The sequence below is a fragment of the Streptomyces rectiverticillatus genome, from assembly GCF_013394065.1.
GTDB lineage: Bacteria > Actinomycetota > Actinomycetes > Streptomycetales > Streptomycetaceae > Streptomyces > Streptomyces rectiverticillatus.
In genome coordinates, this window is sequence record NZ_CP040752.1 from 445732 (window position 1) to 471160 (window position 25429).

16 protein-coding genes are annotated in these 25429 nt (G+C 73.7%); 4 read left to right on the top strand and 12 right to left on the bottom strand.

The window, feature by feature from the left end:
- The first annotated feature begins 34 nt into the window (after positions 1 to 34).
- The 4 genes from FGW37_RS01770 to FGW37_RS01785 all read left to right on the top strand — a co-directional run bounded on the left by FGW37_RS01770 (position 35) and on the right by FGW37_RS01785 (position 3944).
- Positions 35 to 1570 carry a phage tail sheath family protein gene (locus tag FGW37_RS01770; RefSeq protein WP_179079412.1) on the top strand — a complete coding sequence of 512 codons (1536 nt, stop codon included), beginning with the start codon at positions 35 to 37 and terminating at the stop codon, positions 1568 to 1570.
- 53 nt (positions 1571 to 1623) lie between these two features.
- The gene (locus tag FGW37_RS01775) at positions 1624 to 2064 is read left to right on the top strand and encodes a phage tail protein (protein ID WP_179079413.1); all 441 of its coding nucleotides are present in this window, start codon (positions 1624 to 1626) and stop codon (positions 2062 to 2064) included.
- 62 nt (positions 2065 to 2126) lie between these two features.
- A complete protein-coding gene (locus tag FGW37_RS01780; RefSeq protein ID WP_179079414.1) occupies positions 2127 to 3455 on the top strand; it encodes a phage tail sheath family protein in 1329 nt (442 codons plus the stop codon).
- Positions 3456 to 3545: 90 nt separating this feature from the next.
- Positions 3546 to 3944, top strand: a complete 399-nt coding sequence (locus FGW37_RS01785) for a hypothetical protein (RefSeq protein ID WP_246430708.1) — start codon at positions 3546 to 3548, stop codon at positions 3942 to 3944.
- Between the two features lie 83 nt (positions 3945 to 4027).
- Here the strand turns inward: FGW37_RS01785 and FGW37_RS01790 are convergent, their stop codons facing one another.
- From FGW37_RS01790 to FGW37_RS01845, 12 genes are all read right to left on the bottom strand, one after another.
- A complete protein-coding gene (locus FGW37_RS01790; RefSeq protein ID WP_179079416.1) occupies positions 4028 to 6337 on the bottom strand; it encodes an ADP-ribosyltransferase family protein in 2310 nt (769 codons plus the stop codon).
- Positions 6334 to 8691 (bottom strand): ATP-binding protein, encoded by a 2358-nt coding sequence (locus tag FGW37_RS33795; protein WP_179079417.1) that lies wholly within the window; start codon positions 8689 to 8691, stop codon positions 6334 to 6336. The genes FGW37_RS01790 and FGW37_RS33795 overlap by 4 nt, the downstream gene beginning before the upstream one ends.
- On the bottom strand, positions 8688 to 9317 hold the full coding sequence (locus FGW37_RS01800) for a Pvc16 family protein (RefSeq protein ID WP_179079418.1): 630 nt from the start codon (positions 9315 to 9317) through the stop codon (positions 8688 to 8690). The genes FGW37_RS33795 and FGW37_RS01800 overlap by 4 nt, the downstream gene beginning before the upstream one ends.
- A gap of 79 nt (positions 9318 to 9396) precedes the next feature.
- Positions 9397 to 13290 carry a beta-propeller fold lactonase family protein gene (locus tag FGW37_RS01805; protein ID WP_179079419.1) on the bottom strand — a complete coding sequence of 1298 codons (3894 nt, stop codon included), beginning with the start codon at positions 13288 to 13290 and terminating at the stop codon, positions 9397 to 9399.
- A complete protein-coding gene (locus tag FGW37_RS01810) occupies positions 13287 to 16658 on the bottom strand; it encodes a putative baseplate assembly protein (protein ID WP_179079420.1) in 3372 nt (1123 codons plus the stop codon). Before FGW37_RS01810 ends, FGW37_RS01805 begins: the two co-directional genes overlap by 4 nt.
- Positions 16655 to 17272, bottom strand: coding sequence for a phage tail protein (locus tag FGW37_RS01815; RefSeq protein ID WP_179079421.1), 618 nt, complete (start codon positions 17270 to 17272; stop codon positions 16655 to 16657). The genes FGW37_RS01810 and FGW37_RS01815 overlap by 4 nt, the downstream gene beginning before the upstream one ends.
- A 50-nt stretch (positions 17273 to 17322) precedes the next feature.
- Positions 17323 to 19644: a baseplate J/gp47 family protein gene (locus tag FGW37_RS01820; protein WP_179079422.1), complete on the bottom strand. Its 2322-nt coding sequence runs from the start codon at positions 19642 to 19644 to the stop codon at positions 17323 to 17325.
- Between the two features lie 3 nt (positions 19645 to 19647).
- Entirely contained in the window at positions 19648 to 20049 is a 402-nt protein-coding gene (locus tag FGW37_RS01825) for a GPW/gp25 family protein (protein ID WP_179079423.1), read from the bottom strand.
- A gap of 61 nt (positions 20050 to 20110) precedes the next feature.
- Positions 20111 to 21907, bottom strand: coding sequence for a VgrG-related protein (locus FGW37_RS01830; protein ID WP_179079424.1), 1797 nt, complete (start codon positions 21905 to 21907; stop codon positions 20111 to 20113).
- On the bottom strand, positions 21904 to 22665 hold the full coding sequence (locus FGW37_RS01835; protein ID WP_179079425.1) for a CIS tube protein: 762 nt from the start codon (positions 22663 to 22665) through the stop codon (positions 21904 to 21906). The genes FGW37_RS01830 and FGW37_RS01835 overlap by 4 nt, the downstream gene beginning before the upstream one ends.
- Before the next feature lie 76 nt (positions 22666 to 22741).
- Complete coding sequence (locus FGW37_RS01840) at positions 22742 to 23173, bottom strand: phage tail protein (protein ID WP_179079426.1); 432 nt, start codon at positions 23171 to 23173, stop codon at positions 22742 to 22744.
- 42 nt (positions 23174 to 23215) lie between these two features.
- A complete protein-coding gene (locus FGW37_RS01845; RefSeq protein WP_179079427.1) occupies positions 23216 to 23548 on the bottom strand; it encodes a hypothetical protein in 333 nt (110 codons plus the stop codon).
- Positions 23549 to 25429 lie beyond the last annotated feature (1881 nt).

Below are 25429 nucleotides of genomic sequence, written 5' to 3' on the forward strand. Positions count from 1 at the left end.
GCGCGCATTTCCCGATGAGAGGGGCAAACAGCGCATGTCTACAGGCCCGTTAGCGCCCGGAGTGTTCGTCAAGGAACAGCCCAGCGGAGTCAGGACGATCACCGGCGCGGGGACGTCCACCCCTGCCTTCCTCGGGTACGCCGTCCGGGGTCCCGGTGATCACACGGCTTCCCCTCCGACCCTCGTCAGGAGCTGGCCCGAGTTCGTCGACCTCTTCCACTTTCGCTCACCGCTGCCGGCGGAAGCGGTCGAGGAGGAGCTGAAGAGGCTGGTCAAGGCCATCGACGAGATCACCGAGCTCCTCGAGCCGCTGGAGAACAGTCTTCGGGAGGAGGCGACCAAGGACCCGTCCCCGACCGTCCCCGTCAAGGCGTTCGACCAGCTCGTCACCGTCCGTACCGCCCAATGGCACGGTCAGCCGGTCGACCCGGCGGACGAGCAGGCGGCCGAGACCACCGCAGGAACCGTCTCCGAAGCCTTCCCCGACCGGTACGAGGAGTGGAACTCCACCGGGGCCCGGCTGCTGCCTCTCTGCAAGCGCCAGATGGAGCTGACCGTCTTCCAGGGGTACTTCACCGCTGCGAAGACCTATCAGCTCGCCGAAGCCGTCTACGGATTCTTCGCCAACGGCGGGACGTCCTGTTACGTCCTCCGGCTCGACCACGCCCAGGATCTCGCTGCGCAAGTCGACGGCGACCCCGTCAAACGCACCGGTCTCGCCGGGCTCAAGACCGTCCCGGAAGTGACCATGGTCGCCGTTCCGGACCTCTGGTCCAAGGGGGCCGATGCCGCCACGGGCGCGGCCGTCATCAGCAAGGTCGTGGGCCATTGCACGACCATGCGCAACCGGCTCGCTCTGCTGGAACCGCCGCCCGGCACGGCACCCGGCGACGTTCCCGGTTTCCTGACGAAGCTGGCATCGCCGGACCTGCCCGACGCCGAGTTCACCACGCTCTACTACCCCTGGGTCAACGTGCCCGGTGTCGACGGAAGCCCGCGCACCGTCCCGCCCTCCGGCCACATCGCCGGCATCTGGGCCCGTACCGACGCCGAACGCGGCGTCTTCAAAGCCCCCGCCAATCAAAACCTCCGCGGCGTACTGACACTGCCCACGCTGCTGACCGAGGCCCGCCACGGCGAGCTCAACGCCAAGGGCGTGAACTGCCTGCGGGTCTTTCCCGATCGCGGGCTGCTGGTGTGGGGCGCACGCACCAGGTCCAGCAGCCGCGACTGGAAATACCTCAACGTCCGCCGCCTCGTCTCCTTCCTCTCCGACTCCATCCGCCAATCCACCACCTGGGCCGTCTTCGAACCCAACGACGACCGCCTCTGGGCCACCCTCCGCCACTCCACCACCAGCTTCCTCACCGACCAATGGCGCCAAGGCGCCCTCCAAGGCCGCACACCCGACGAAGCCTTCTACGTCATCTGCGACACCACCAACAACACCCCCGCCACCATCGACAAAGGCGAAGTCCACTGCGACATCGGCATCGCCCCCGTCCGCCCCGCCGAATTCGTCCACTTCACCATCACCCAGATCGCCGACGGCCCTGCGCAGTCCGGCTGATCCGCCCGGCCCGCCCTGCCCGCCCGGCACCATGAGCCCAGGAGGCACCGCACGTGTTGACCGGTGACACCTTCAGCAGCAGCACCTTCGCCATCGAACTGGGCAAGTTCCAGGTCGAGACCGTCCAGGACGTCTCAGGGCTGACCCTGGAGCAGGACGTGGTAGAGACCCGCCAGGTCTCCCCCACGGGGGAACTGATCGTGCGCAAACAGCCGGGCGCCCGCCGCACCGGCGAGATCACGATCACCCGCGGCATGGACAAGAGCACCGCGTTCACCGACTGGATCAAAGCCACGCTGGTGAACGCCGACCTCGACAGCGCCCGGCAGAACATCACCATCGCGCTGAAAGACGCCAAGAAGGAGACGGTCCGGCGCATCCACCTGAGCAACGCCTGGGCCTCGCGCTGGGAAGGCCCCCAGCTCGGGGCGACGAACTCCGGCGTCGCCACGGAACAGGTGACGATCACCTACGAGGACATCACCGTCGAATAGCTCCCCCGTCACGACGCGCCGCAAGGACAGCAGCAGATGATGAAGGAGAGGGAGCAGCAGCGATGACCACACCGAAGCCCCCGGGTGTCTACGTCACGGAGCAGTCCAGCGGCGTCCGCATGATCGTCGGGGTGGGTACCTCCACTCCTGCGTTCCTGGGGTACACCAAGGTTCCGGACACCGTGAAGGAGGGGGCGGCCACTCCTCCGTTCACGGCCGAGGAGCGCACGCATCCCCAGCGGATCCGTGGCTGGCAGGAGTTCGCCGCCCGCTACAGCATCCAGGAGCTGAGCGCGGAGCTGTCGGTCCTCCGCAAGAAGGCGAGCAAGCAGGGAGAAGACCTCAAGAAGTTCCGTGCACTGGAGCGGTGCCTCGTGCTGGCGGAGGCCGTCTACGGGTTCTTCGCCAACGGAGGCACGTCCTGTTACGTCGTGGGCTTCACCGACCCGTCGGCGGCCGTCGCGAGCACGGCGCTGCAGGGCGATGCCGAGCAGCGGACGGGCCTGGGCGGGCTGGAGACCGTCCCCGAGGTGACCATGGTCGCCGTGCCGAACCTGTGGGACATGACCGCCGCTGTCTCCGACGCCGAAACGCCCCCCGCACCGGACCAGGGCAAGGGGCGGGAGCTGATGAGCGCCGTCGTCGGCCACTGCAAGGCTCTGAACAACCGCCTCGCAGTGCTCGACGCCCCTCCGGACCAGACCTCCGATCTGGTCAAGGCCTTCGCCGACTCGCTCCCCTCCCAGGACCTGCCCGACGCCGAGTTCACCACGCTCTACTACCCGTGGGTCAACGTGCCCGGTGTCGACGGAAGCCCGCGCACCGTCCCGCCCTCCGGCCACATCGCCGGAGTCTGGGCCCGTACCGACGCCGAACGCGGCGTCTTCAAAGCCCCCGCCAACCAGAACCTCCGCGGCGTGCTCGACATCCCGGCCCTGCTCACCGACGACATGCAGGGAGAGCTCAACGCCAAGGGCGTGAACTGCCTGCGGGTCTTTCCCGACCGCGGGCTGCTGGTGTGGGGCGCACGCACCAGGTCCAGCAGCCGCGACTGGAAATACCTCAACGTCCGCCGCCTCGTCTCCTTCCTCTCCGACTCCATCCGCCAATCCACCACCTGGGCCGTCTTCGAACCCAACGACGACCGCCTCTGGGCCACCCTCCGCCACTCCACCACCAGCTTCCTCACCGACCAATGGCGCCAAGGCGCCCTCCAAGGCCGCACACCCGACGAAGCCTTCTACGTCATCTGCGACACCACCAACAACACCCCCGCCACCATCGACAAAGGCGAAGTCCACTGCGACATCGGCATCGCCCCCGTCCGCCCCGCCGAATTCGTCCACTTCACCATCACCCAGATCGCCGGCCAGACGGGACAGAACAGCTAGCCCCCGTCCACGACACCAGGAGAGCTGTCCGCCATGCAGAAGCTCGTGGTGAGGGAGGGCGATCTGGTGACGCTCCAGGTGGCCTTGACCGTGCCCCCGGTGGGTGCTGTGCTCACGCCCCCGCCTCCCTTTCCCTTGCAAGGCTCGGCAGGCTTCCGGGTGGAGGGGCACGTCGCTTGTGTCCCGGACGACATCGAATCCCTGCGGATCGAAGGCGTCCCCTACGTGGTGACGCCGGCGTTCCCCGTCCTGGGGGCCGGCACGGTCGAGCTGAAGGTCCCCCGGCGGAACCGCGCCCGGTACGCCAGGACGGCGCAAGGCAAGGAGGAGGTCGTCGTCGACGGAGGCCCGCTCGATGTGGTCTTCACCCCGACGAAGGCGGCGAGCGTGCTCAATCCACCCGCCGAGGACACGGTGAAGAAGTACGAAGGCACGGCGATCCTCACCTGCATCCGAGCGCGGCCCGTCACGGCCGGTCCTGCCGCCTGACCGTCCCTGTTTGTGCTGGTGCCCTGACCACCGGTCCGGTGGTCAGGGCACCAGCACATCACGGCACGGAGAGAAAGTCGGGGTCAGCCCGTCGCTTCCGTGGCCCAGACGAAGTCGTAGCGGACCTCCCGCCCCTGGATGTGTGCGACTTCGTTGCGGTTGCGCAGCTGCACGGTGAACGCCGCCCCTGGCAGCAGGAGCACCTCCTTCTCCTCCGGTTTCCGGGAGAAGGCGGAAATATTCCGTCCGCTGCGCCCGGAGAGCTCGAGTTGGTAGAGGACCCTGCGGCCTCCGGCAGTCGGGTACTGGAGCGGCAGGAACTCCTCGGCCTTCTTCCGCTTCTCGCTGGTGCTGGTGAAGCCGCTGAAGGACAGCTGCTTCCGGGGCCACATCTCCCACCCCGCGCGGTACACGGTGCCCTTGGCGGGAGGCAGCCGGTGCAGGGAGTCGGCCAGCATGTCGGCATGGGTCTTGGCCTCGGCCCGCAGCGTGCCGGCGAGAGCGTGCAGCCGCTTCCTCACGGGTTCCAGCCGGGCCGTCCGCTCCCGGTCGCCGAGGCCCGGCGCCCTGTAGTCGTCGATCAGGCGTTGCAGCTCGTCATCGCGCCACCTGGTGAAGGGCACCTCCGTGGGCACGCCCTCGGCGACCCGGGAGACCATCTCGTCGATCAGCCGGCCGACGCCGAGCGAGGTGAATCCGCCGGGGGTGGTGAGAACGCGGTTGATGAGCTGGTGGTTGTCACCGGTGTACTGCGTCAGCGCAAGGAAGTGCGCGAAGTCGAGGTCTTTGCCGGGTCGGTCCGCGCCGCCCGCGTTCCTCTGCAGGTGCCGCTGTTTACGGCGCGCCGCGCGCACCGTGTCGCCGTGGACGGTGAGCATCCCGCCGTCCTCCCGCTCGGCCAGTGCCTCCTGCTCGTAGAGGACGGCGTACGGCGGCTCGGGCAGCTTCGCCTGCGGCAGCGTGGCCCGTACGAACGCGTCGAAGTCCCGGTACATCGCGGCCACGTCCTTGGAGGACGCCGTGAGGCCGGACAGGCTCGCCGGCCCGGCCGCTTTCGCGCCGCGGAGGATCTCGTACAGCGAGTGGTCCCGGCCCGTCAGCATCCAGGAGGCGACGGCGAGGAAGAACTCCCGCTCGGAGCGCTCCTGCCCGCCGCCCGGTCCTCCCGGCACGGCCTTCAGCCAGCGGAAGGCGCTCAGCATGCGGGTGGTGGTGCCGGAGATGCCTGCCACGAGGGGCGCGCCGCGCTCGTGGTGCTTGCGGTACCAGGCGGCTGCGGGATCCATGGCGAAGAGCGCCTGCCCGGAGGCCCAGGGCAGGGGGAACTCGGGGCCCTGCCGGCCGGCGGGGACCACGGCCGCCCAGATGTCCTCGGGGGTGACGTCGTACTCCTGCGGGTGGATCCGGTCCCCGTCGAGCCGGAATCCTTCGACGCGCAGGGGCGTGGTGCTGCGCTCGGCGTGGGATCGCTCCGCTTCGCTCAGGGGTACTCCGAGGTCCTGGTAGGTGCGGAGGGTGCTCCTGCCCGGTCCGGTCCCGGCCGGGGCCTCGGGCCGGTCGGTCCTGCCCTGCTGGCTGCGGCCCATCGACACGGTGGTGCCGGTGCCCTGCTGGAGGGTCATGTTGCCCAGGGCGAAGATGTCCTTCGCGAACAGCCGTCCGATGTCCTGCGGCAGGTGCCCGAGGACGCTGCGGGCGCCGCCGGTCAGGTACTCCCGCTGCGCGCTCAGGGCTTCGGCGTCGAGGCCGAGTTCGCGGGCGCGCCTCAGGTCGCCGTCGAGGACGATGCGGTGCAGGAGGGTCTTGAAGGAGACGTCGCGGTCGTCCCCGGACGGCTCGGGCTGGGGCCCGTATTTGTAGTAGGCGGCGTTGTAGAAGGCGGTGACGAGCTCGCGGACGGTGGCGGAGGAGCCGGGGGCGGTCCACTGCAGGAGCCGCTCCCGGGCGTCTCCTCCCGCCTCCCCCGTGCCGACCTGGCCGGCGCTGGCCGGGTCGTCCTTGAGGAAGGCCCCGGCCGCCCGCTCCGCGGTGAATTCCGCGCTCAGCACCTCGTTCAGCCGCAGCACGGCCGTACGGGCGGCGCGGCCGACCTCGGGGGCCGCTGCCAGGGCCGCGCCGAGCCGCTGCTCGTAGAGCTCGGCCTCCTGGTGCCAGCGGGGTGAGGCGACGAGGCGGCGGTGGCCGAACGGCGCGCCGGCCGCGGCCTGCTGTCCGCCGGCGCCGAGCGCGTGGGCGGCCGCCGCCGCGTTGCCGGCCTGCTGCTGGAGCTCCTTGAGGCGGGCGGCGAGGATGTCGCCCACCGCGGCCGGCCCTGATGCCGATGGTGCCGCGGCTTCGGGGGCGGGCCCGTGGCGCTGCTCCGGCTCCGGCTCCGGGAGCGGGCCCGGGCTCACCGCGACACCGCCTGAGCCACCCGTACCGCCTGCCCGGCCTGGCCCGCCTGCCGGGGCCGGCCCGTCTGCCCGGTCTGGTCGGCCTGCGCCACCCGGCTCTCCTGCGTCGTCGTGGGGAACCGGGACTCGTCCACGTACCGTCCGAGCTTGGCGTACTCCTCCCGGACGGCGGCCAGCAGGTCGGCCGTGCCCAAGGGGCGGCCTTCGTCGGCAGCGCGGTAGGCGGCGGTGACCGCGCAGCAGCGGATCGCGCCGCCGGGCAGGTCGAAGGCGTCGGCGAGTGCGTCGAGCGCCGCCTCGTCGAGGTCGGCGGCCCGGGGCACGCCGGGGCCCAGGCAGCGGTCCCACAGAGCGCGGCGCTGCGTTGCGTCGGGGGCGGGGAAGTGCACGACGAGGTCCAGGCGGCGCAGGAACGCGGGGTCGATGTTGGCGTGCATGTTGGTGGTGAGGAGGGCGAGGCCGTCGAAGGACTCCAGGCGCTGGAGGAGGTAGGAGGTGCCGGTGTTGGCGTAGCGGTCGTGGGCGTCCTGGGTGGCGGTGCGCTTGCCGAAGACGGCGTCGGCCTCGTCGAACAGGAGGACGGCGTTGACGGCGTCGGCCTCGGTGAAGATGCGTTCGAGGTTCTTCTCGGTCTCGCCGATGTACTTGTCGACGACCGTGGCGAGGTCGACGACGTACAGGTCGAGGCCGAGGTCCGCGGCCACGATCTCGGCGGCGAAGGTCTTCCCGGTGCCCGAGGCCCCGCTGAAGAGGGCGGTGACGCCGCGCCCACGCCCGCCGCCTGGCCGCATCCCCCACCGGCCGAGGACTTGGTCGCGGTGGCGGATGCGGCGGGTGAGGCCGCGCAGTTGCTCGTACGGGCGCTCGGGCAGGACCAGGTCGGGCCAGGAGACGGCGGGCCGCACGCGCCGGGCGAGGCGGCCGAGGGTGCTGCCGTTCCAGCTGCGGGCGGCGGCGTGGACGGCCGCCGGGCCGACAGGTGTGCCGTCCGCGTCGGCCTGCCGGCAGGCCGACGCGGCCACGGCGGGGATCCGGTGCGGGGCGATCCGGTACCGGGCGCCTGCGGCCGCCGCCTCGTCGATTCCGGCAGCCGCCGCTGCGCCGGTCCCCCCGGCCGGGCCGGCGAGCGCCCGCAGCTCGTTCCGCCACAGCGCGGTCCGCTCGGGCTCCGTGAACGGCGGGCACTCGACCAGGACGGGTGGCGTGGGCGTCCAGTGCGCGTCCCAGGGCTCCGGGCCGGTGAGCACGACCGGGAGGGGAAGATCCGCGAGCGGGGCCAGAAGGCCGCGCGTGCGCCGGACGTCGGCGGAAGAGCCGACAGAACCGAGGGAACCAGCGGAGCCGACGGCACCGAGGGATCCAGCGGAGCCGACAGGGCCGACGAGCAGACCGCAGCCCCGCAGCCGCGCTTCGAGGACGGCGGCGCGGACCAGCGCCTCCGGGTGCGGCTCGTCCGTGAGGGCGGTCAGGTCGAGCCGGAGCGCCGGCCTGCCGACCGCTGCCAGCGCCGTCTCGGCGACGCTGCCGGCCGCGCCGCCGGGCCCGTCGCGCAGGTGGGCGGACGGGTGGCGGGCGAGCAGCGAGGCGAGGTGCCGGGCGGTGGCGGCGAGCGGGCCCTCACCCGGCGGCGGGAGCTGCGGCACGGGCCGGGGCAGGCGTACGGCGGTGCGCAGGGCGGCCGGCAGGGCGTCATGGCCCAGCAGGTGCGCGGTGACCCGGTCCGGGACGCGCAACGGACGGGTCAGGTAGGGACGTTCGGTGTCGCCGTCCTCCAGCAGGCCTCCGGCGCGCAGGGGGCCGTCGGGCGAGAAGACGCGCCGGGCGGTCGCGGAGGCGCTGGGGACGCCGCACAGGGTGAGGGCGAGTCCGGTGGTGGCGTGACGGCAGGTGATGTCGTCGTTGAGGTACCCGTAACAGCGCTCGAAGCGTGCGTCGGTGTCGGGGGCGAGCGCGATCAGCAGGACGTCCACATCCAGCGGGCCCAGGCCGAACTCCTGGGCGAGGCGCATGAGGGGCGGCGCGGCACCGGCGGCGGTGGCCGCTTCCTCGTGTGCGCGGAGGGCGGCGGCGAGGCGGCCCTCGGCGGGGTCGGGAGGCAGCGGTCCGGTGGAGGCGTCCAGGAGGTGCGGGGCCGCGTCGTCGGAGATGTAGAGCCCCTGGAACGGGTCGAAGGGGGCCTCGGCGGGCCCCGGGAGCCCGCCCGGCCCGCCCGCCGTCTCGTCACCGGTACGGACGGCGATGGCGCGCCGCACCCTGACCTCGATCAGGGCCAGGCGGGCGAGGAGCCAGTCGGCGGCGGTGGGAGCCGCTGCCCCGGTGGCTTCGTCCGGGCGTGTCGGCGACGGTGCGGTCATCGGCCGCCTCCTCCTCCGGTGATCTCCACGTTCTCGTCGCCCATCACCAAGGGCTTGGTCACCCAGTGGTCGTAGCCGTCCGGGAGGTACGACAGCAAGGGCACCGTCACGGTGGCGTTCAGAGCGGGTACGAGGGTGTGACCCACCGCGCTCCACAGTTCGGTCAGGGCCCGGTCCTCGGCCGGTGGGTGGCCGACGTCGAGGAGGGCCTGCAGGTGCATCTGCTCCAGCTCCGGCGGGAGCTGCACCTCGAACTCACGGCTCCTGGCGAAGCCGACGAGGAGTTCGCCGAGCATGCGGTGGGCGATGAGGGCGTCCGGCGCCCAGGCGCTGACGAGGTAGGACAGCCGGGCGTACCGGGGCGGGTCGTGCTGCGCCAGTTTCTTCTGCTGTCCGGGTTCTCCGCCCTGCGCCGCCGGTCCGTACTGGTAGACGGTGCCGGTCTGCTTGCGGTCCAGGTCTTCGCGGATGTCGTACAGATAGATGCCGACGGTCTCCGCGCCGGTCGTCTCCCCGTGTCCGCCGTCGCGGCCCGGGGGCTGGAAGGTGACGGGGAAACCCGGCGGCAGATAGGTCAGATCCTTCCGTACGCGTGCCTCCATCGCCTGGTCGACCAGTTCGATCATCTGCCTGCCTCTGTCTGCCGCTGTCGCGCTGTCGCGGCTGTCCGCGCCGGATGGATGGGTCGTACGAGGGGGGCCGGTATCAGGCGGAGCCGCCGGGCCCGAGGACCGCCTGGCGCAGGTCGATTCCCAGAGCGATGGTGCCCGCCTTCGCCAGTTCCGTGGTGTCGACCACCGCGACGGCGGCACCGGACTCGTCGGATACGTACACGCGCGGCTCCGTCGGGTGCGGGGCGAGGGCGGCGAGCCCGGTACCGGCCGGAACGGTGAAGCGCGGTGCCCCGTTCCGGGTGTCGAGGATGGCGAGCGTTCCGCTGTTCTCCGAGGTCACGAAGAGCCTTGTGCCGTCCACCGAGACCGCCACGGACTGCGGAGCGGTGATGTGCGGGCCCTGCCAGGTCTCGGTGACCCTGGGCGGGCCGAGCGTGACGTCGGCGAGTCCGTCCGCGGTCAGGCACAGGGCGCTTCCGCCGTCCGGACGGAAGACCGCGCCCGGGCGAGCCCCCAGGCCGGGGGTGCCGCCCGCGAGCCTGGGCCGGGCGGGATCGCCCAGGTCCAGGGCGTGAACGTCGCCGCGGTCTCCCCCGACGAAGGCATATCCACCTCGCGGATGCACGGCGATGCTCCGGGCGCCGTGCGGAAGGAGGAGGCCGGGGCCGGAGCCGGGGCCGAGACCGCAGCCGGGCAGGAGAACAGGCTCGGCGGGGTCACCGGTGACGTGCAGGACGTGGAGCCGGCTCTCGTCGCCGGAGCGGGTCACGAGATAGGCGTGGCCGGTGCCACCCGGGTGGACGGTGATGCCGTCGACGGCGGGGAGGGGCTGCTGCACGGTGCCGGTCAGAGAAGGGCGGTCGGGATGCGACGTGTCGAGCACCCACAGGACGCCGTCCGGGGCACCGTCGTGAGCACGGTCCTTCACCCCGCTGACGTATCCCCAAGGCTGCGAGGGGTGGAGGGCGATGCCGGTGGGCCGTGCGCCGCCGGGGAGCTGTACCGGCTCCGCCTCGGCGCGGACGGGCCGGCCGGCAGCGGACAGGTCGACGACGCGTACCTCGGGCACGGAGCCGCCGGCGTCCACCGCGTAGGCGTACGTTCCACCCGGATGCACCGCTGCGGCGCACAGGGACGCGCCGGTACTCAAGGAGGCGCCCGGACTCAAGGCGGGCCCGGCCGGACCGCCGTCGAGGGCCACGGCGTCGAGGCTGTTGTCCCGGGCGACATAGACGTACGGGGTCCGGGGGTGGAGCGCCAGGGCCCGGGCACCCTCGGCCGTTTCCACGGAGACGGGCGTCCCTGTCCGCTCAGGGGTTCTGTCGAGGACGGAGATACTGTTGCCGCCGTGGTCGGCGACGTAGGCACGGACGCCGCCCGGCCCGCTCGTCACGCCCATGGGGTCCTCGCCCACGGGGAGCGTGCTGACGTCGTGGTCGGCGAGACGGACGCACCGGACGGCTCCGGCGCGGCGGTCGGTGACGTACGCGTAGACACCGTCCTGGGTGACGGCCACGTCCCACGGCTGCGAGCCGGCCGCCACCCCGACCGGGACGGGCGTGACCATGGAGCCGAAGACCGTGACCGTCGGCCCGTCGAAATCGGCGATGCAGAGGGTGCCGTCGTCCGAGACGGCGGGTGAGTACGGGAGGACGTCCTTGTCGAGAGGCTCGGTCTTGCTCTCGTGCACGGCCAGCCCGGTCTCGTCCAGTGTGAGCACGGCCAGGCAGGCGGGGCGCGAAGCCACCGTCTTGTCGCCCTGGTTGACGACACACAGGGTGTGGTCGTCTCGGCAGACGAGCCCGCTGGGTGTGTCGATGCCGACGGCCGACGCGGCGTTCGCCACGACGACGGCCCGCTTGTGCTCGTCCAGAAGCACTCCGTACACCGTGCCGGTCGCCGCCTGTGCTCCCGCGCTGAGCTCTTCGTCGGCTGCGTAGAGGAACCGGCCGTCCGGGGACAGCGCCAGCCCGAGATGGACGTCCTTCTGGTTCGGCCTGATGATGATGGTCCCCGTGAAGTCGCCCTTGCCGTCAGCGACGTCGAACATCTCGACGGTGCCCCTGTTGTCGGCGGCATTGGACACGTAGAGGGTGGCCCCGTCCGGCGAGAGGGCCAGGCCGTAAGGCTCTTTCAGGGCGGGGGACTTGGTGATGATCCGGCGAAAGGCCCAAGCGTCGCCGTCACCGTCGCGCCCGAGGACCGACACCGTGTTGTTCTGGTAGTCGGCGACGTACAGCAGCCGTTCGTCAGGCGACAGCGCCATCTCATGCGGGCCCGACAACTGCCCTGTCTGTGCGTCGATGACCGACGTGTGTGCCCACCGGCCCGAGGCGTCCCTGGTGAGGACGGCGATCTGCCCGCCCAGTAGGCCCGGCTGGGCTTCACCGAAGTCCGCGACGTACATCGTCCGGCCGTCCTTGGACAGTACGACGCCGTCGGGTTGGCGGCACTGGACGACGTCCGCGCCGATCGTGTACGTGCCCCCGCGCGGGTCGACGAGCGACACCGTCGCCGTGCCGTGGTCGGCGGTCACCGCGTACCGGCTGTCCGGGGTGACGGCGACGCCGTGCGGCCGGGATCCCGGCGCCAGCGCGACCGGAGTCACCCGGGGGCCTTCGCCGCTCTCCAGGGTCTCTCCTCCCGAGGCAGGCGTCAGAAGGAGGAGGTGGTCCGAGTCCGGGCTGGTCGCACAGGCGAACGTCCGGTCCGGCGCCACGGCGGCGTCCCAGGGCTTGTGCCCGTCTTCGAGGCCGACGGGCGTGCCGGGCGAGAGGTGTTCGAGGTCCAGCACGGCGAGCTTGGCGGCCGCGGCATCGGCCGCGTAGGCCCACCGGCCGTCCGGGGACACCGCGACGCCGACCGGCTTCGAACCGGCCCCCGTGCCGACCTCCCCCACCTTGTACGGAGCCGCGCGTACGGTGACGAGGCGGCCCGTCGCCTGGTCGGTGACGTACGCGTACTGGCCACCGGGACCGAACACGACGCCCGAGGGCACGGTCGCGACCTCGAGTTCCACAGCCTCCGGTTCCTGTCCCTGCCCCTGCTCCTGCCCCTGCTCCTGCCCCAGTGCGTCCAGGCGGATGGCGGTGACCTTCCCCGTGGTCTGGCTGACGGCGTGGATCAGCCGACCGTCCGGTGTGAAGGCCACGGCGACCGGGTGTGCGCCGGTAGCGACCGTGACGACGGGGCCCGGCCGCCCGCTCTGCGAGTCGAGTCCGGCGACCGCGACCGACGCCGAGCCGTAGGCGGCCACGCAGATGCGGTCGCCGGCCGGGCTCACCGCGATCGCGCGCGGCTCGGCGCCGACTCCCTCCATGGCTCCCCCGGGCACTTCGGTGCCCTGGACCAGGTCGACGACCTTCACCGCGCCGGTCGCGCCGTCCGCCCCGGCCCCGACGTACGCGAACGCTCCGCCCGGGGACACCGCGACGGCCCCGGTGGCTCCGTTCACTGGGACGGTGCCGGTCACGGACGGTACGGCCGGCCCGGCCACGCCGATGACCGAGGCCGTCCCGCCCGTCACGTCGACGGCGCAGACCCGCTCCCCTGAGGGGGCCGCTGCCAGGGTGCACGGCCCCTTGCCCACGGCGAGTTCGGCCACGCGCTCGCCGCCGGCCTCGAACACCACGACCCCGCCCGAGTCGTCCGCCACGCAGACGCGGTCGCGGGCGAGCCCGGCGACCACGGAGACCGGGCCCGGGCCGGTGGGAACGCTCTGCAGCACCACGGGCTCGGCGCCGGTCAAGTCCACCACCGTCAGCGTCCCCGAGCCGTGGTCGGCGACGTAGGCCCGGGTACCGTCCGCGCCGGTGGCCACCGCACGGGGGTTGCTCCCGACGCCGACGGTGCGCGGCGGCTCCGGGCTCGCCGGTGTGCCGAGGCCCACCACGGCCAGCCGGTCCGCCGCCCAGTCGACGGCCAGCAGCCGGGGCACCCCGTGCGGGCTCCGGTTTCCGGAGCCGCCCTGATCCGTCCCGCTCATGACGGCACCTCCGCAACGGTGATCCGGTGTTCGACGGAGTACACGGTCTCGCCCGGCCCGCAGCCGACCAGGTCGACGGGCTCCTCGGCCACGCCGCTGCGCGGATCGACCGGCGTCAGCGTCGCGGTGGCCACGCGGGCGACTCCGGGCACCTGCTCCAGGATCCGGAACGCCTCTCCCACGTGCACCGGACGCCCCAGCGGCCAGCCGGTGCGGTCCGGGCCGCCGCCGACCGGGCTGAAGTACCGGTACAGGGCGCGTTCGGCGGCCGCCCCGAGGGCCGCGCGCTCGGAGGCGGTCCGGTAGTCGGCGGGCACGATGCGGGCGTCGACGCGGATGCCCCGGTAGCCGGGCTGTTCCAGCCACACGGGCACCCCTTCCGGCTGACGGGCCCGCAGGGAGCGTCGCAAGGTGTCGGCGGCGTCGCGGCCGGGGGTGAGCATGTGGAAGGGGAACCAGCCGCGTTCGTCGGCCGTGACGAAAGGGACGACCATGAGCCGTACGCCGGCCTGGGTGCTGCCGCCGCTGGTGTCCGTGTAGCCGTTCTTCCCACCGTGCGTGGGAGAGGTGCTCACCACGCCCAGGACGCCGTCCAGGGGATCCTTCACACGGTTGACGCCGCCCTGGGCAATGTCGTTGGCGGCCGTGCCGAGGGTGACCTTGTACGAGCTGCCCGCAGTGATCTTCGTGCCTTTCAGAGGGACCTTGCCGTACTGGCGGTTGCCGATCCAGGGCCCGAAGTGGACTTGGCCGGTACTGGCGTTGACCACGACGTGCTTGTCGTCGGGCTGCGAGTCGGTGAAGGACAGGACGGTCGTCCAGTCGTCCGCGCCGACGCGGATCACCGGCAGGTCGCCGTACACCGGCGCTTCCAGTACCGGGAGGACCTGTCCGGGCTGCCCCGTCGACACGGCCTCCTTGTGGCCCGCAAGGTGGGTCGCGTACTGCACCGCGGGCACGTCCTTCGTGGTGCCGGAGTCGGCGTGGACGGTGTACGTGGTGTCGTCCGTGCCCTTGGGGTCGAGGATCTGGACGGCCAGCCAGCAGGCGGCTCCGTCCACCGGAAGGTCGTGTCCGGGAGCTTCGAGAGCCTCCTGCGGCGTCGTGGCGAGCTCGCCCCGCTCGACCGCGGCCAGCCACCGCGCAGAGTCTGCCAGGGGGACGGGGTGAGCGGCGAGGCTCGTCCCCTGGCCACCCTGGCCGCCCTTTTCACCACCCGTCACCGTGATCCCCTCGGCAGGTGCAGCGGCATACGCGCACGGAGAGGCGGTGTCCCACCAAGGCCTGCCTCTCCGCGGCGCGAACACGGACACCGCGATGCGGTCGTCCGGCTGCCGGCCGTCCCTGGACGCCGCGACCCACAGGGTGAGGTTGCGCGGATCGTGCGGCTTCGCGATGCGCACCAGGGCGAGGACGAGCTTGCCGTGTTCCTTGAAGGGGCCGGAGAAGCCGGACTCCGCCGTATAGCTCCCGGCGAGGAACATCTCTTCGGCGCCGGTGGCGTTCGGGCGGAGGCGGAGGGGCGCCGTGCCCATGGGCTGCGGCAGTTCGCGGACGGCCGCCGCGGTCGTGGTGAAGACCGTCTTCCCGTCCTCCGTCGTGACCTGTGCCCCCGGGCGCACCTCCCCCATGCCGGGCGCGAGGGTGAACCGGACCTCGGTCGTGGCGGGCTCCCAGGGGACGTAGTTGCGCGCCGGGTCGAGCGCGTCGTCGGTCAGGTCCCGGATGTGGTGGATGCGGGCCATGCCCGCGGAGGCGGCGAGGGCCAGCTGCTCGTAGTCGCGCGGGACGACGGCCCGTTCGGGCACGGGCGAGCCGAGCGGCAGGCGGGTCGCGCAGGCGGCGGCGCTCTCGCGCTCCGTGCCGCCGACGGCGGGGGCGGGGTTCGTCACGGAGGAGATGTAGGGCAGCGGTGTCCGCAGCACCGTGATCGTCCGGGCGGGCACGTTGCCCCGTGCCCCGCCGCCGGACAGGTAGCGCCGCGCCCGGACGACCGCGCCCGCGGGCAGCGCCGCCCCGTGCTGCCGCGGACCGCGGGCCCCGGCCACCAGGGGCGCGAACACGGCCTCGCCGGTGCGCGGGTCCAGGGTGAAGTGCCGGTCGCCGGGCCCCGATCCGGCGAGCGAGGCGACGTGCGTCCACCGTTCGGTGCGCCCGCCGAGGGTGGCCTCGACGACGAGGGGGTCGGTGGACCGGGACATCGGCGGGTGAGCGAAGCGCAGCCGCTCGCCGGAGGTGCCGGATGCCGTGCCGAGCACCTCGTCCTGGACGAGCCGGGCCTGGACGACCGGGACGGGCACGCTCAGCACCGGGTTGAGCGCGACCTCGGTCAGGAGGGCTTGTCCCGCATCCGTGCGGTAGCGGATCAGGCCGACGTCGCGCAGCCGGCGCGGCGTGTCCGGCTCCTCTCCCGGACCCGGGTCCCGGCCGGAGCCCGGGCCGGGGTCCGGCCGCCGGTGGAGGAGGAGCTGGGCGGGCGCGTGGGCGGACGGGAGGTCGAGGGTGATCTGTCCCGGCCGGCCGAGGGCGGTCACGCTGTCCGTCACGATGCGGCAGGGGGTCCAGTGCGTCCCCTGCCAGGCTTCCCACCGGCCCCGCGCCGGGCGGCTGCCGCCTCCGGCCGTGGTGACGGGGGCCTCGCCCAGCCGGACGTCGAGCGTCACCCGGGTGTTGGGGACGGGCACGGACAGGACCATCAGCGCGTAGGGGTCGGTCTCGGCAGGCGGGCCGCCGGGCGCGGCGCCGAGGCCGCTACCGATGCCGATGCCGATGCCGATGCCGATGCCGTCCATGGCGTCCCCGGAGGCCGGGAAGTCCTCCAGATAGGGGAGGTTGAGGTGGAGGGGCGGCCCGGCGTACGCGGGGGCGGCGGGCTCGACGGGCTTGCCCGCGTCGGCGCCCAGCCCGGTCAGCGTGCCCTCCAGGGCCCCGCCGCCGGTGCGCCGCTCACGGAAGCTGCCCGACGCGACGAGGACGCAGGGGTTGAGGACGGCCTCGGTCAGGGTGCTGAAGACGACCGGTTCGTCCTCTCCCACCGGCCGCGTGGCCACCTCCAGCCCGGCGGGGACGACGACCGGTTCGGGCGGCGGTGCCGCGAGCCGGAAGACGACCTCGGTCTGCGCGGGCGACGGCTGGTACGGCCGGACGCCCAGCGTGCTCAGGACCTGCAGGCGGCGCTGGTCGGGGGCCAGGTTGATCCGGTCGCGTAGGGCCACGACCATGTCGGTGCACGTCTCGATCAGGCCCCGGCCGGGGTCGGCGCGGTCCTGCCCGCTCCATACCCCGACCTTTCGGTGTACGGCGTCGACGGCGGCGGCGACGACCTGGTCGCGGGTGCGCCCGTCGTACTCGGGTGTCGGCAGACTCATCCCTGCTGTGACCTCTCGTCAGGGGTGGCGGGGGCGGGCCCGGGAGGCCCGGGGCTCTCGGTGCGCCGCGCCTGTCCGCCGGCTCCCTGGTCACTGATGACCGCGACCTTGAACGGCAGGTGCGCGGGGCAGTGCGCGCGCACCAGGCGGGTGAGCCGGTGTTCGAGGGCCTGGCGGTCCTCGGCTCGGCCCGCGGTCAGGGTGACGTTGAGCATGCGGCCCGCCCGAGGAGGCCTCTCGCCATCGGTGAAGACGCCACCGGGGTCGTCGATGACGAGGTTGTCCCAGCCGTGGAGCTCCTTCGCCTCCAGCAGCAGCCCGTACGGGGTGCCCCGGTGTGCCGTCAGCCGGGGCGCCAGGTCGACGGCCTTGCGGCGCTGGTTCTCGCTCCACCCGGGCTCGACCCGGGCGCCGGTGATGCGTATCAGCCAGTCCAGGAAGGCGGGAGGTGCGCGCCACGGGTCGAGGACGGCGTCGAGGCTCTCGATCCGCTCCTCCGTCGGGGCCAGGGCCTCGCCGATCGCGGCGGCGAACGCCTCGACCACCGTGTCGCCGGAGTAGACGGACGGCAGGGCGAGGGGGCGTGCGGCGCGGCGTGCGGGATGCGGATCCATGGCGGTGCGGTCCTCTCCGGGATCCCGGCGACCGGCGCCGGGCCCTGTGGTCAGTCCTCGGGGCGGGCGACGGTGATGTTCACGCCGTCGAGCAGAACGAGGCCGCCGTCGGAGACCTCGACGGACGTGACGGCCCGGCCGTCGCTGTCGCCGTCGCCGTCGTCGGTGTCCTCAGCCCCCCGGACCGGGGGCAGAGTCAGGCCGACGGCGAGTGTGCCGCGAAGCTCCGGGAGCGGTTCCAGCGCGGTGAAGACGTCACCCGCGTGGACGCGGCGGCCCCACGGCCAGCCCCGCCCGTCCGGCACTCCGGCCGTGGGGTGGAAGAAGCGGCGCAGGGCGCGTTCGGCGGCCTGCCGGGCCCGTGCCTCGTCGTCCTGCGTGCTGCTCCACGGCCGGACGGTGGCGGTGACGCCGAACGAGTGGTAGCGGGGAGGGCCCACGCCGAGGCGCTCGCCGAGCAGCCGTGAGGCGTCGACGACGGCACTCACCCGCGCGAGGACGTCCGCCGGGATGTCGAACTCCCCGGCGGCCGGCTTCTGTTCGGGGTCGGCGTCTGTGCGGGGCACGAGGAGGACGTGCAGGAGGGCGTCCTCAGGGCGCCAGAGGGCGGGTTCGGTCCGCGTCCCTTTCATGAAGAAGAAGACGCCGTTGACGACGGCCACTGCGTCCGGGGTGTCCTGGCACTGCGGGGAGAGCCCGGGGAACGCCTCCGAGATGCGCGACGTCACGCCCCTGCTGTCCGGCCGGGGCAGGAACCCCCGGCCGCCGGGGACGACGGTGTAGGCGCGGTGATAGAAGGTCTCGCCCTTGAAGAAGAACAGTTCGTAGGCGTCGGGGGTGTCGGGGTCGGCCAGCACGGCCACTTCGTCGAGGTCGGCGCAGAAGGCGTCCGGCAGGCCGGGGAACTCCTCCCGGATCTCGCGCGGCCCGCTCCCGCCGTCCCACAGGCAGTGCTGTCCGTAGAACCAGAGCCGCGGGGGCTGTTCGAGCGGGAGCTTCGGCTGGTGTTCGCCGGTGCGGATGACGGCGTTCAGGCACTTGGCCTCCTGGACCTCGTCGGGCACGTCGTCGGTCTCGCCGCTCAGGGTGGGCGCGCTCGTGCGGCCGTCGTCCGTGTCCGGCATCCGGAGGGTCAGCGAGCGGGCCTTGATGGTGCCGTCGTCGTAGTAGTGCACCACCCTGCCGGGGTTCCGGGCGGCGACGGCGCAGGCGAGGACCTCGGCCGGGCGTTCCGGTACGCCGAACGCCTCCGGCACGCGGGAGTCGGTGGGGCGTGTCAGCGCCGTCACCCGCACCCGGGCCAGTCCGCCGACGTGCTCCTCGATCAGCTGCTCGTGGTCGGCCGCGGTGACCGCGCGCCGCAAGGGGGCCAGGCCGAGCCCGGCCCTCTCCAGCGCCTGCCGCCGGTCCTCCGCGTCCTGCGCGGGCGCGAGCACCGTGCGGACGACGGCGGTCAGTCCGGCCGGTGCCGCGACGGTGAGGGGCGTGCCGGCGGGGACGCCGCCCTTGCTGCCCCGGTAGGCGGTGTACTCGGCGCTGATCGCGGCGCCGGCCGGTGGCACGGCCCCGTGCCGCACGCTGCCGCTCTCCGCGGGAACCAGCGGGCCGAAGACGACTTCGCACGCGGCGTCGTCCCACCAGTGGGCCGGGGTGTCCGGTCCGGCCTCGGCGAACGTCCGTACGGGCGGCCATGCCACCCGATCCACGCAGACCGTGACCGGCGGCCCGAAGGGCGGATCCGCGGCGGGCGCCCCGGGTCCCCAGGGGCGCTGCGACGTCGCGAACCGGCCGCCCGGGGCGCCGTCGGCGACACCCAGCACCTCGTGGTACGTGACGGGCTGTTCGACGGCCTCCACGCACCCGGAGGACTGCCCCTCCGCGAGGGTCAGCGCAGCGATGGTGCACAGGACGACGGCTTCCTCGCCGTCGCCGGTCCGGACCTCCGTGCCCTCCGGGATCACGCGGGAGGGAAGCGCGCCGCCGCGCGAGAACTCGACGACGACGCGGGCGGGAGAGGCGGGCAGCGGTGTGATGCCCATGAGCCGGAGCAGGGCGGACCGCTGCCGGTCCGTCATCCGGTCGAGGCGGTACGAGAGCTGGTCGGCGCGCTCGGCGCAGGCTTCGATCAGGGTGACGCCGGGGTCGGAGACGTTGTGGTCGGTCCACTCCGGTACGCGCTCCGGGAGAGCGCGCTTGGCGGCGTCGACGAGCGGCTGGAAGCGCAGGTCGTCGAGGTCGGGGACGGGAACGCCGGCCGGGTCCGGCGGACCCGCCGGGCCCGCCGGACCCGGCTCGGGCATGGACGCGGAAGCGGAGGCGGGAACGGAAGCGGAGGCGCTCCCCGGTCCGGGGGTGGGTAGGGAGATGGACATGGGTCACTCATCCGGGGATTCGCCGGGCAGGGTGTAGAAGGGGAAGACGAGGTTGCGGGGCTCGTTGGTGGCCCGCAGCCGGTAGCGGATGTCGATGTAGAGCACGCCGGTGTCCTCGGAGTCCGTGCTGAAGAGGAGGTCGTCGACCTCGATGCGCGGCTCCCACCGGTCCAGGGCCTGGCGCACCTCCACGTCGGCGCGGGCGACGGTGGTGGCGTCGAGCGAGTCGAAGACGAGCCGGTGGATCCCGCAGCCGAATTCCGGGCGCATGGGCCGCTCGCCGGGCGCGGTGGACAGGATGATGCGGACGGCCTGCTCCACGTCGTCGCTGCCGCGCGCGAGGCCGACCCGGCCCGTGCCGGTGATGACGGCGGGGAAGGCCCACCCCGCGCCGATGATGTCCACGGTCCGTCCTCTCCTGGAAGGTCCACCGTGCGCCAGTTGTCGGTACGTCAGTTTCGGTACGTCAGTTGATGTCCACGGTGTCGCCCGTGATGGTCGTGCTCTTGCCGTTGAGCTTGAGTGCGCCCTTGCTCTCGACGGTGACGGTGGCGCCTTCGAGCCGCAGCTCTCCCCCGCCGCTGCCCTCCGCCTTGACGGTGACGGTGCCGGCCGTGACGACCACGCTGCCCGCCTCCCCCGCGTCGATGGTGAGGGTGCCGTCGCCTCGCCCGTCGAGCGAGACCCGTACGGTCTTCCCGCCCTCCCCCGCGGCGAAGGCGATCGTGGTGTCCTTCCGGTCGAGGTGGGTGGTGAGTTTGCCGTCGCCGGTCAGGAGCCGGACGCCCTGGGGCCCGTCGGTGGTGCTGAGCAGTTCGAGGCGGTCCCCGGTGCGGGAGGCCAGCGAGCGGCGGTTGGCGCGCCCGGTGCCGGCGTCGACGAGCGGCAGGCCGTGGTCGGTGGGGGCGTCGACGCCGTTGTAGAGGCCGCCGATGACGTACGGGCGGTCCAGGCGCCCGTGTTCGAAGCCGACGAGCACCTCGTCCCCGGCCTCCGGCGCGAAGACGCCGCCTCCGCCGGCCCCGCCCCACTGGACGGTACGGACCCAGTCGGTCACGTAGTCCTGGGAGAGCCACGGCAGGCGCAGCCGTACGGCGCCGCGCTGGCCCTGACCCGGTTCCTTGGTGTCGGTCACCACGCCCACCGCGACGCCGAGCCCGCACAGGGGCGGCGGGTAGGGCACGACGGGCGGGGGCAGCGGGCCGACGTGGACGTGGGTGCGGTAGCCCTGTTCGCCGTCGAAGGCGTGCCGGCAGGCGGTGACCGTGTACTTGCCGGTGAAGGGCTCGCCCACCCCGGCCAGGGCGATGGGCACCCCGGCCCTCAGCTCCGGGGTGCCCGCGGCCTCGGCGGAGAGCTGCGCCATGGCGGCGGCCGCCTCCTGCGCCACCCCGCGGGCCGCGACGTCCACCTGCTGCGCGGCGGTGTAGGGACGGCCGCTGACGAGCAGCCCCGACGGCGCACCGCCGAACGCGCCGCCGAGCTGCGCGGGGGTGACACCCAAACTCAGCCGCTCGCTGCGGCCCGCACTCGCCTTGGCGGACAGCGCCGCCTTGGTCCCGGGGTCCCAGCCGCGGACCTCCACGTCGGCGACCTGCCCCTCGGAGGACACGGCGGCCCGCAGCGCCATCAGGTTCACCCCGTACTGAAGGACGTACGGGCTGCGGTCCGCTCCCGTGGTGGGTGCGGGGGCGCCGCTCGCGGCCGCGGGGCGGGTCATGTGCACGCTGCTGCCCTCGACCGACAGGCGCAGTCCGCGCTGGTCGGCCAGGTGGGTGAGGAGCTCCCAGTCGGTCAGGTTGGGCTGGGCGAGGTGCTCGATCCGGGTGCGTTCCGCCTCGATGGTGCCCGTCTTCAGCCCGTGCCGGCCCGCGGCCGCCCGCGCGACCTCGGCGACGGTCGTGTCGGCGTAGGCGGCCACGCGCCGCCCGCGCATCAGCCGGTGCCCCCGGTCCATGGCCCGTACGGTCGTGAAGGTGCCGTCGCTGTCCACCTCGGTCTCCAGCGCGGTGACCTCCCCGTCGAAGATCTCGGCGCGGGCGCGGCGGCGGGCGGCGGCCACGGACACCGTCAGCGGTGATCCGACCTTGATGCCCGCTGCTGCCAGGAGACGGTTGCCGGGGTCCCGGAACCGCAGGCGGGCCCGGGCCGGTGTGCCCACGGCGGTGTCGACCACGGCCTCCACGAGGCGGTCGGCCCACAGCTCCTGCAGGACGGAGCCGAAGGCGATCACCGGCTCCGCCGCGTACGTCCGCTGCGTCATCCGGGGCCTCCCGCGGTGCGCTCCTCCGCTGCCGGGTGCCCGGCCCGGTACCCGGCCCGCTCCTCCAGGACCGGCAGCACCAGTACGGTGCCCGGCGGCACCCGGGAGGGGTCGTCGACGGCGTTGGCGCGGGCGATGGCCCGCCAGCGGGTGGCGTCGCCGTACGCCTGCCAGGCCAGCCCGGCGAGGGTGTCGCCCGCGACCACCCGGTGCGTGGCCACCGGCCCGTCCGCGCCGGAGGTCGGGTTCTGCCGGGGCGCCGAACCGCCCACCTCCTCCAGGGATATGTTGCAGGAGGCGCGCAGCGGCACGCCGTCGTGCCCGAAGCGCGTGTACGTCGCGTCGACCTGCGTCACCAGCGCCAGGAACGCCGTCGTCCGCGAACGGCCCCACTCCAGCCGCACCCACGGCGCGGAGGCCGGCTTGGCCGTGGTGCTCGCGGAGGTGGGGGCGCAGCAGTCGAGCAGCTTCTCGACCTGGTCCTGCACGCTGGAGCGGAAGTCCCCCGCGTCGAGGAACACTTCCAGCGTCATCGTGCGCGGCTGCGCGCCCACGAACTGTGCCTGGGCCGCTTCCCCGTTGGACGGCGACCTGCTGCGGTCCCAGCGGGCCTGCTTGCCCACCTGGACGCGGTCCGGGTTGAAGTGCAGCCGGACGCGCCCGCGTTCGGGACCGGGGGTGTTGCCGGTGCCCGTCGGCGGATCGTAGATCACGAGGGCGGCCCGTACCGGGGCGCCTCCCAGCAGCTCGGACAGCATGCGGTCCTCTCGGGGGATGGGCTGGGGATGGGCTGGAGGTGCGCCGGGGGTGGGCCGGAACCGGCCGGGGGCCGGCTCAGACCGTGATCCCCAGGAATCCGTTGTGCGTGATCTCCAAGGTCTCCCGGGCCGGCTGCGACTGGTCCGTGTCGAACGTCGGCCCGCTCCAGCGCACCGGCAGCACACCGTCGAGCAGCCACCGCACGATCGGCTGCCGGTCCGGGCCGAGCGCGACGAGCTGGCCCGGCAGCCGCACCGGCTCACGGACCTGCTGCTGCAGCCAGGCCCAGATGAGGACCGTCTGCTGGGAGAGCGGCCGGGTCAGCACGACGTTCGTGTAGCGCAGGCGGGTCGGCAGGTGCCAGACGTGCCCGTTCAGCCCGCCCTCGACGCGCTCCTCGACCTCCATCGCACAGCCCAGGCCGTCACAGGAGGTGAACGAGCCCAGCGCGTGGAGGCCGATGGAGAGCTGAAAGTGGGAACTGACGGCGAACGGCTGGTCCAGCATGTGCGGGGTCTCCGTCGGGTCGGGGACAGGGGCGGCGGGTCGCTAACGGGGCTCGGCGGATCCCCAGGGGAAGGGAGCGGGGGCGGTGTTGGGCGCGGTGGGAGCGGGCTGGTCGTACGTCGACGAGCGCGACCGCTGCGCCCGGCGGGCGCGGGGCGAGGCCTCCAGGGCGGGGAGCACGGCCTCGGCCAGGAGGTCCGCGTGAGCGCGGGCGACTTCACGGGCGATCTCGCGGGCGGCCGGGGAGGTGGCAGGGGCGGGCGCGGGCGTGCCGGTCGAGGGCTCGGGTGAGGGTGCGGGTGCGGGCGTGAACAGTGGGCCCGGGTGCGTCGCTCCGGGGCCGGCCGCGGCCGGCGGAGGGGATGCGAGGGGCATGGCGGTACGGGGCACTTCCCGCAGCGGTCGGCCGATCCCGAGCCGCCGGGAGGCGGAGCCGCTCGGGCGACCGTCTCCGGCGAGCCGACCGGGGGCCCCGGCGGCACCGGGAGGGTCACCGAGGGGCGCCCAGGCGTACCCCCTGAGGGGTCCGGACCCGTCTCCATCGCTACGGGCAGCGGACTCCGGGCGGGTGCCGCCCGGACCATGGTGCGGGCCGGGTACGGCGTGCTGAGACCCGGAACCGGCCGGGAAGGCGGTGCCGACGGCGGGAAACTGGCCGGAGCCGGGGCCGGAGCCGAAGGGGACGGGGTTCGCGGGGCCCGAGTCCGGTGCCCCGCCGGGCCCCGCACCGGGGGCGGTAGCGGGACCGAGCGGATTTGCGCTGCTGTCGCGGCCCAGGAACCCGAGTCTGTTGCCGGATGCGGCCCTTACGGAGGGGCCGGGGGCCGGCGCCGGGCCGGTACCGGCGGGGAAGCCCGGAGCGGGAGCGGTCGTCCCTGCATCGGGGCGGCTCCAGGGGAGCGGGCCGGTCCCGGCCCCTGCGTCCCGCCCGAAGCGGGCTCCTGGTCCGCCGGGGCCACCGAAGCCGACCGCAGCCTCTTCGGCCGGGTCCGAACTTGACCCCGGCACTGCGCCGCGCCTGGCTGCGCCGGTACGGGTTCCGGCCCCGGTACCGGCAACCGACCCCGCCGGCGCGCCGGGTGCTGCACCGGACGATGCACCCGCCCCCTCCCCATGGCCGGAGTTCCTCCGTACCCCGGCACTGGGCCCGGGTACGGCGCCGACAACGGGCCCCGCTGGTAAGGCGAATGCTGCCCCGGAGAATCCCTCGGGCCCATTGTCACGGCCGACACCGACACCGACACCGGTACCGGGCACAAGCCCGGAACCCGGCCCCGCGCCGGGACTCGAACCGGCCGCTCCCCCGGCCCCGTCGCCACGGCCGACACCAGTACCGGCACCGGACGCAAGCCCGAAACCCGGCCCGGCACCGGGACTCGAACCGGCCGCTCCCCCGGACCCCGACCCCGGGCCGCTCCCTGCAACTCGCCCCGTCGGCGCACCGAAAGCCACACGGGAAGACCCCCCGGACCCCTCGCCACGGCCGACACCGGCACCGGCACCGGCACCGGCACCGGCACCGGACGCAAGCCCAAAACCCGGCCCCGCGCCGGGACTCGAACCGGCCGCTCCCCCGGCCCCCGGCCCTGGGCCGCTCCCAGCAACGGGCCCCGTCGGCGCGCCGAAAGCCGCACGGGAAGATCCCCCGGGCCCGTCGCCGCGTCCGGCACCGGCACCGGCACCGGACGCATGCCCGAAGCCGGGCCCGGCGCCGGGACTCGAACCGGTCGCTCCCCCGGCGCCCGGTCGGACGCCGTCACCTGCAACGGGCCCCGGTGGCGCGCCGAGTGGTGCACCGGAGGTTCCTCCGGCTCCCGGCGCGAGGCCGCTACCTGGAAGTGCCCCCGGTCCCGGACGCCCTGCATCGAAGCCCACTCCTGTTTCCGTCGCGGTGGCGGAGCCTGCTCGGGTTCGGGGCCGGGGCAGCGGGCCCGGGGTGGCCTGGGGAAGGCCGGAGGCCGCTCCGCGTCTGCTGCCGGGCAGAGGCCCCACGGGCGCTGCACCGGCTCCCTCGCGGACTCCCCGATCGGCCTCGGAAGCCCCTGCAGCACCTCCCGCAACGGCCCCCGCGGTGGGGCCGCGGCGGCCGCTCCCGGTTCCCCGCCTCGAACCGACGGCCCCGTTCCGTACCGCGAACGCAGCGTGGGTGGCCGACCCCCCGACCGGCGCGGAGGCGGCCACGCCACCGACCGGCGTAGGCGCCCCCGGCGTATCCGGCCGCCTCGCCCGGCCCCCAAAGGCGTTCACCGCCGACCT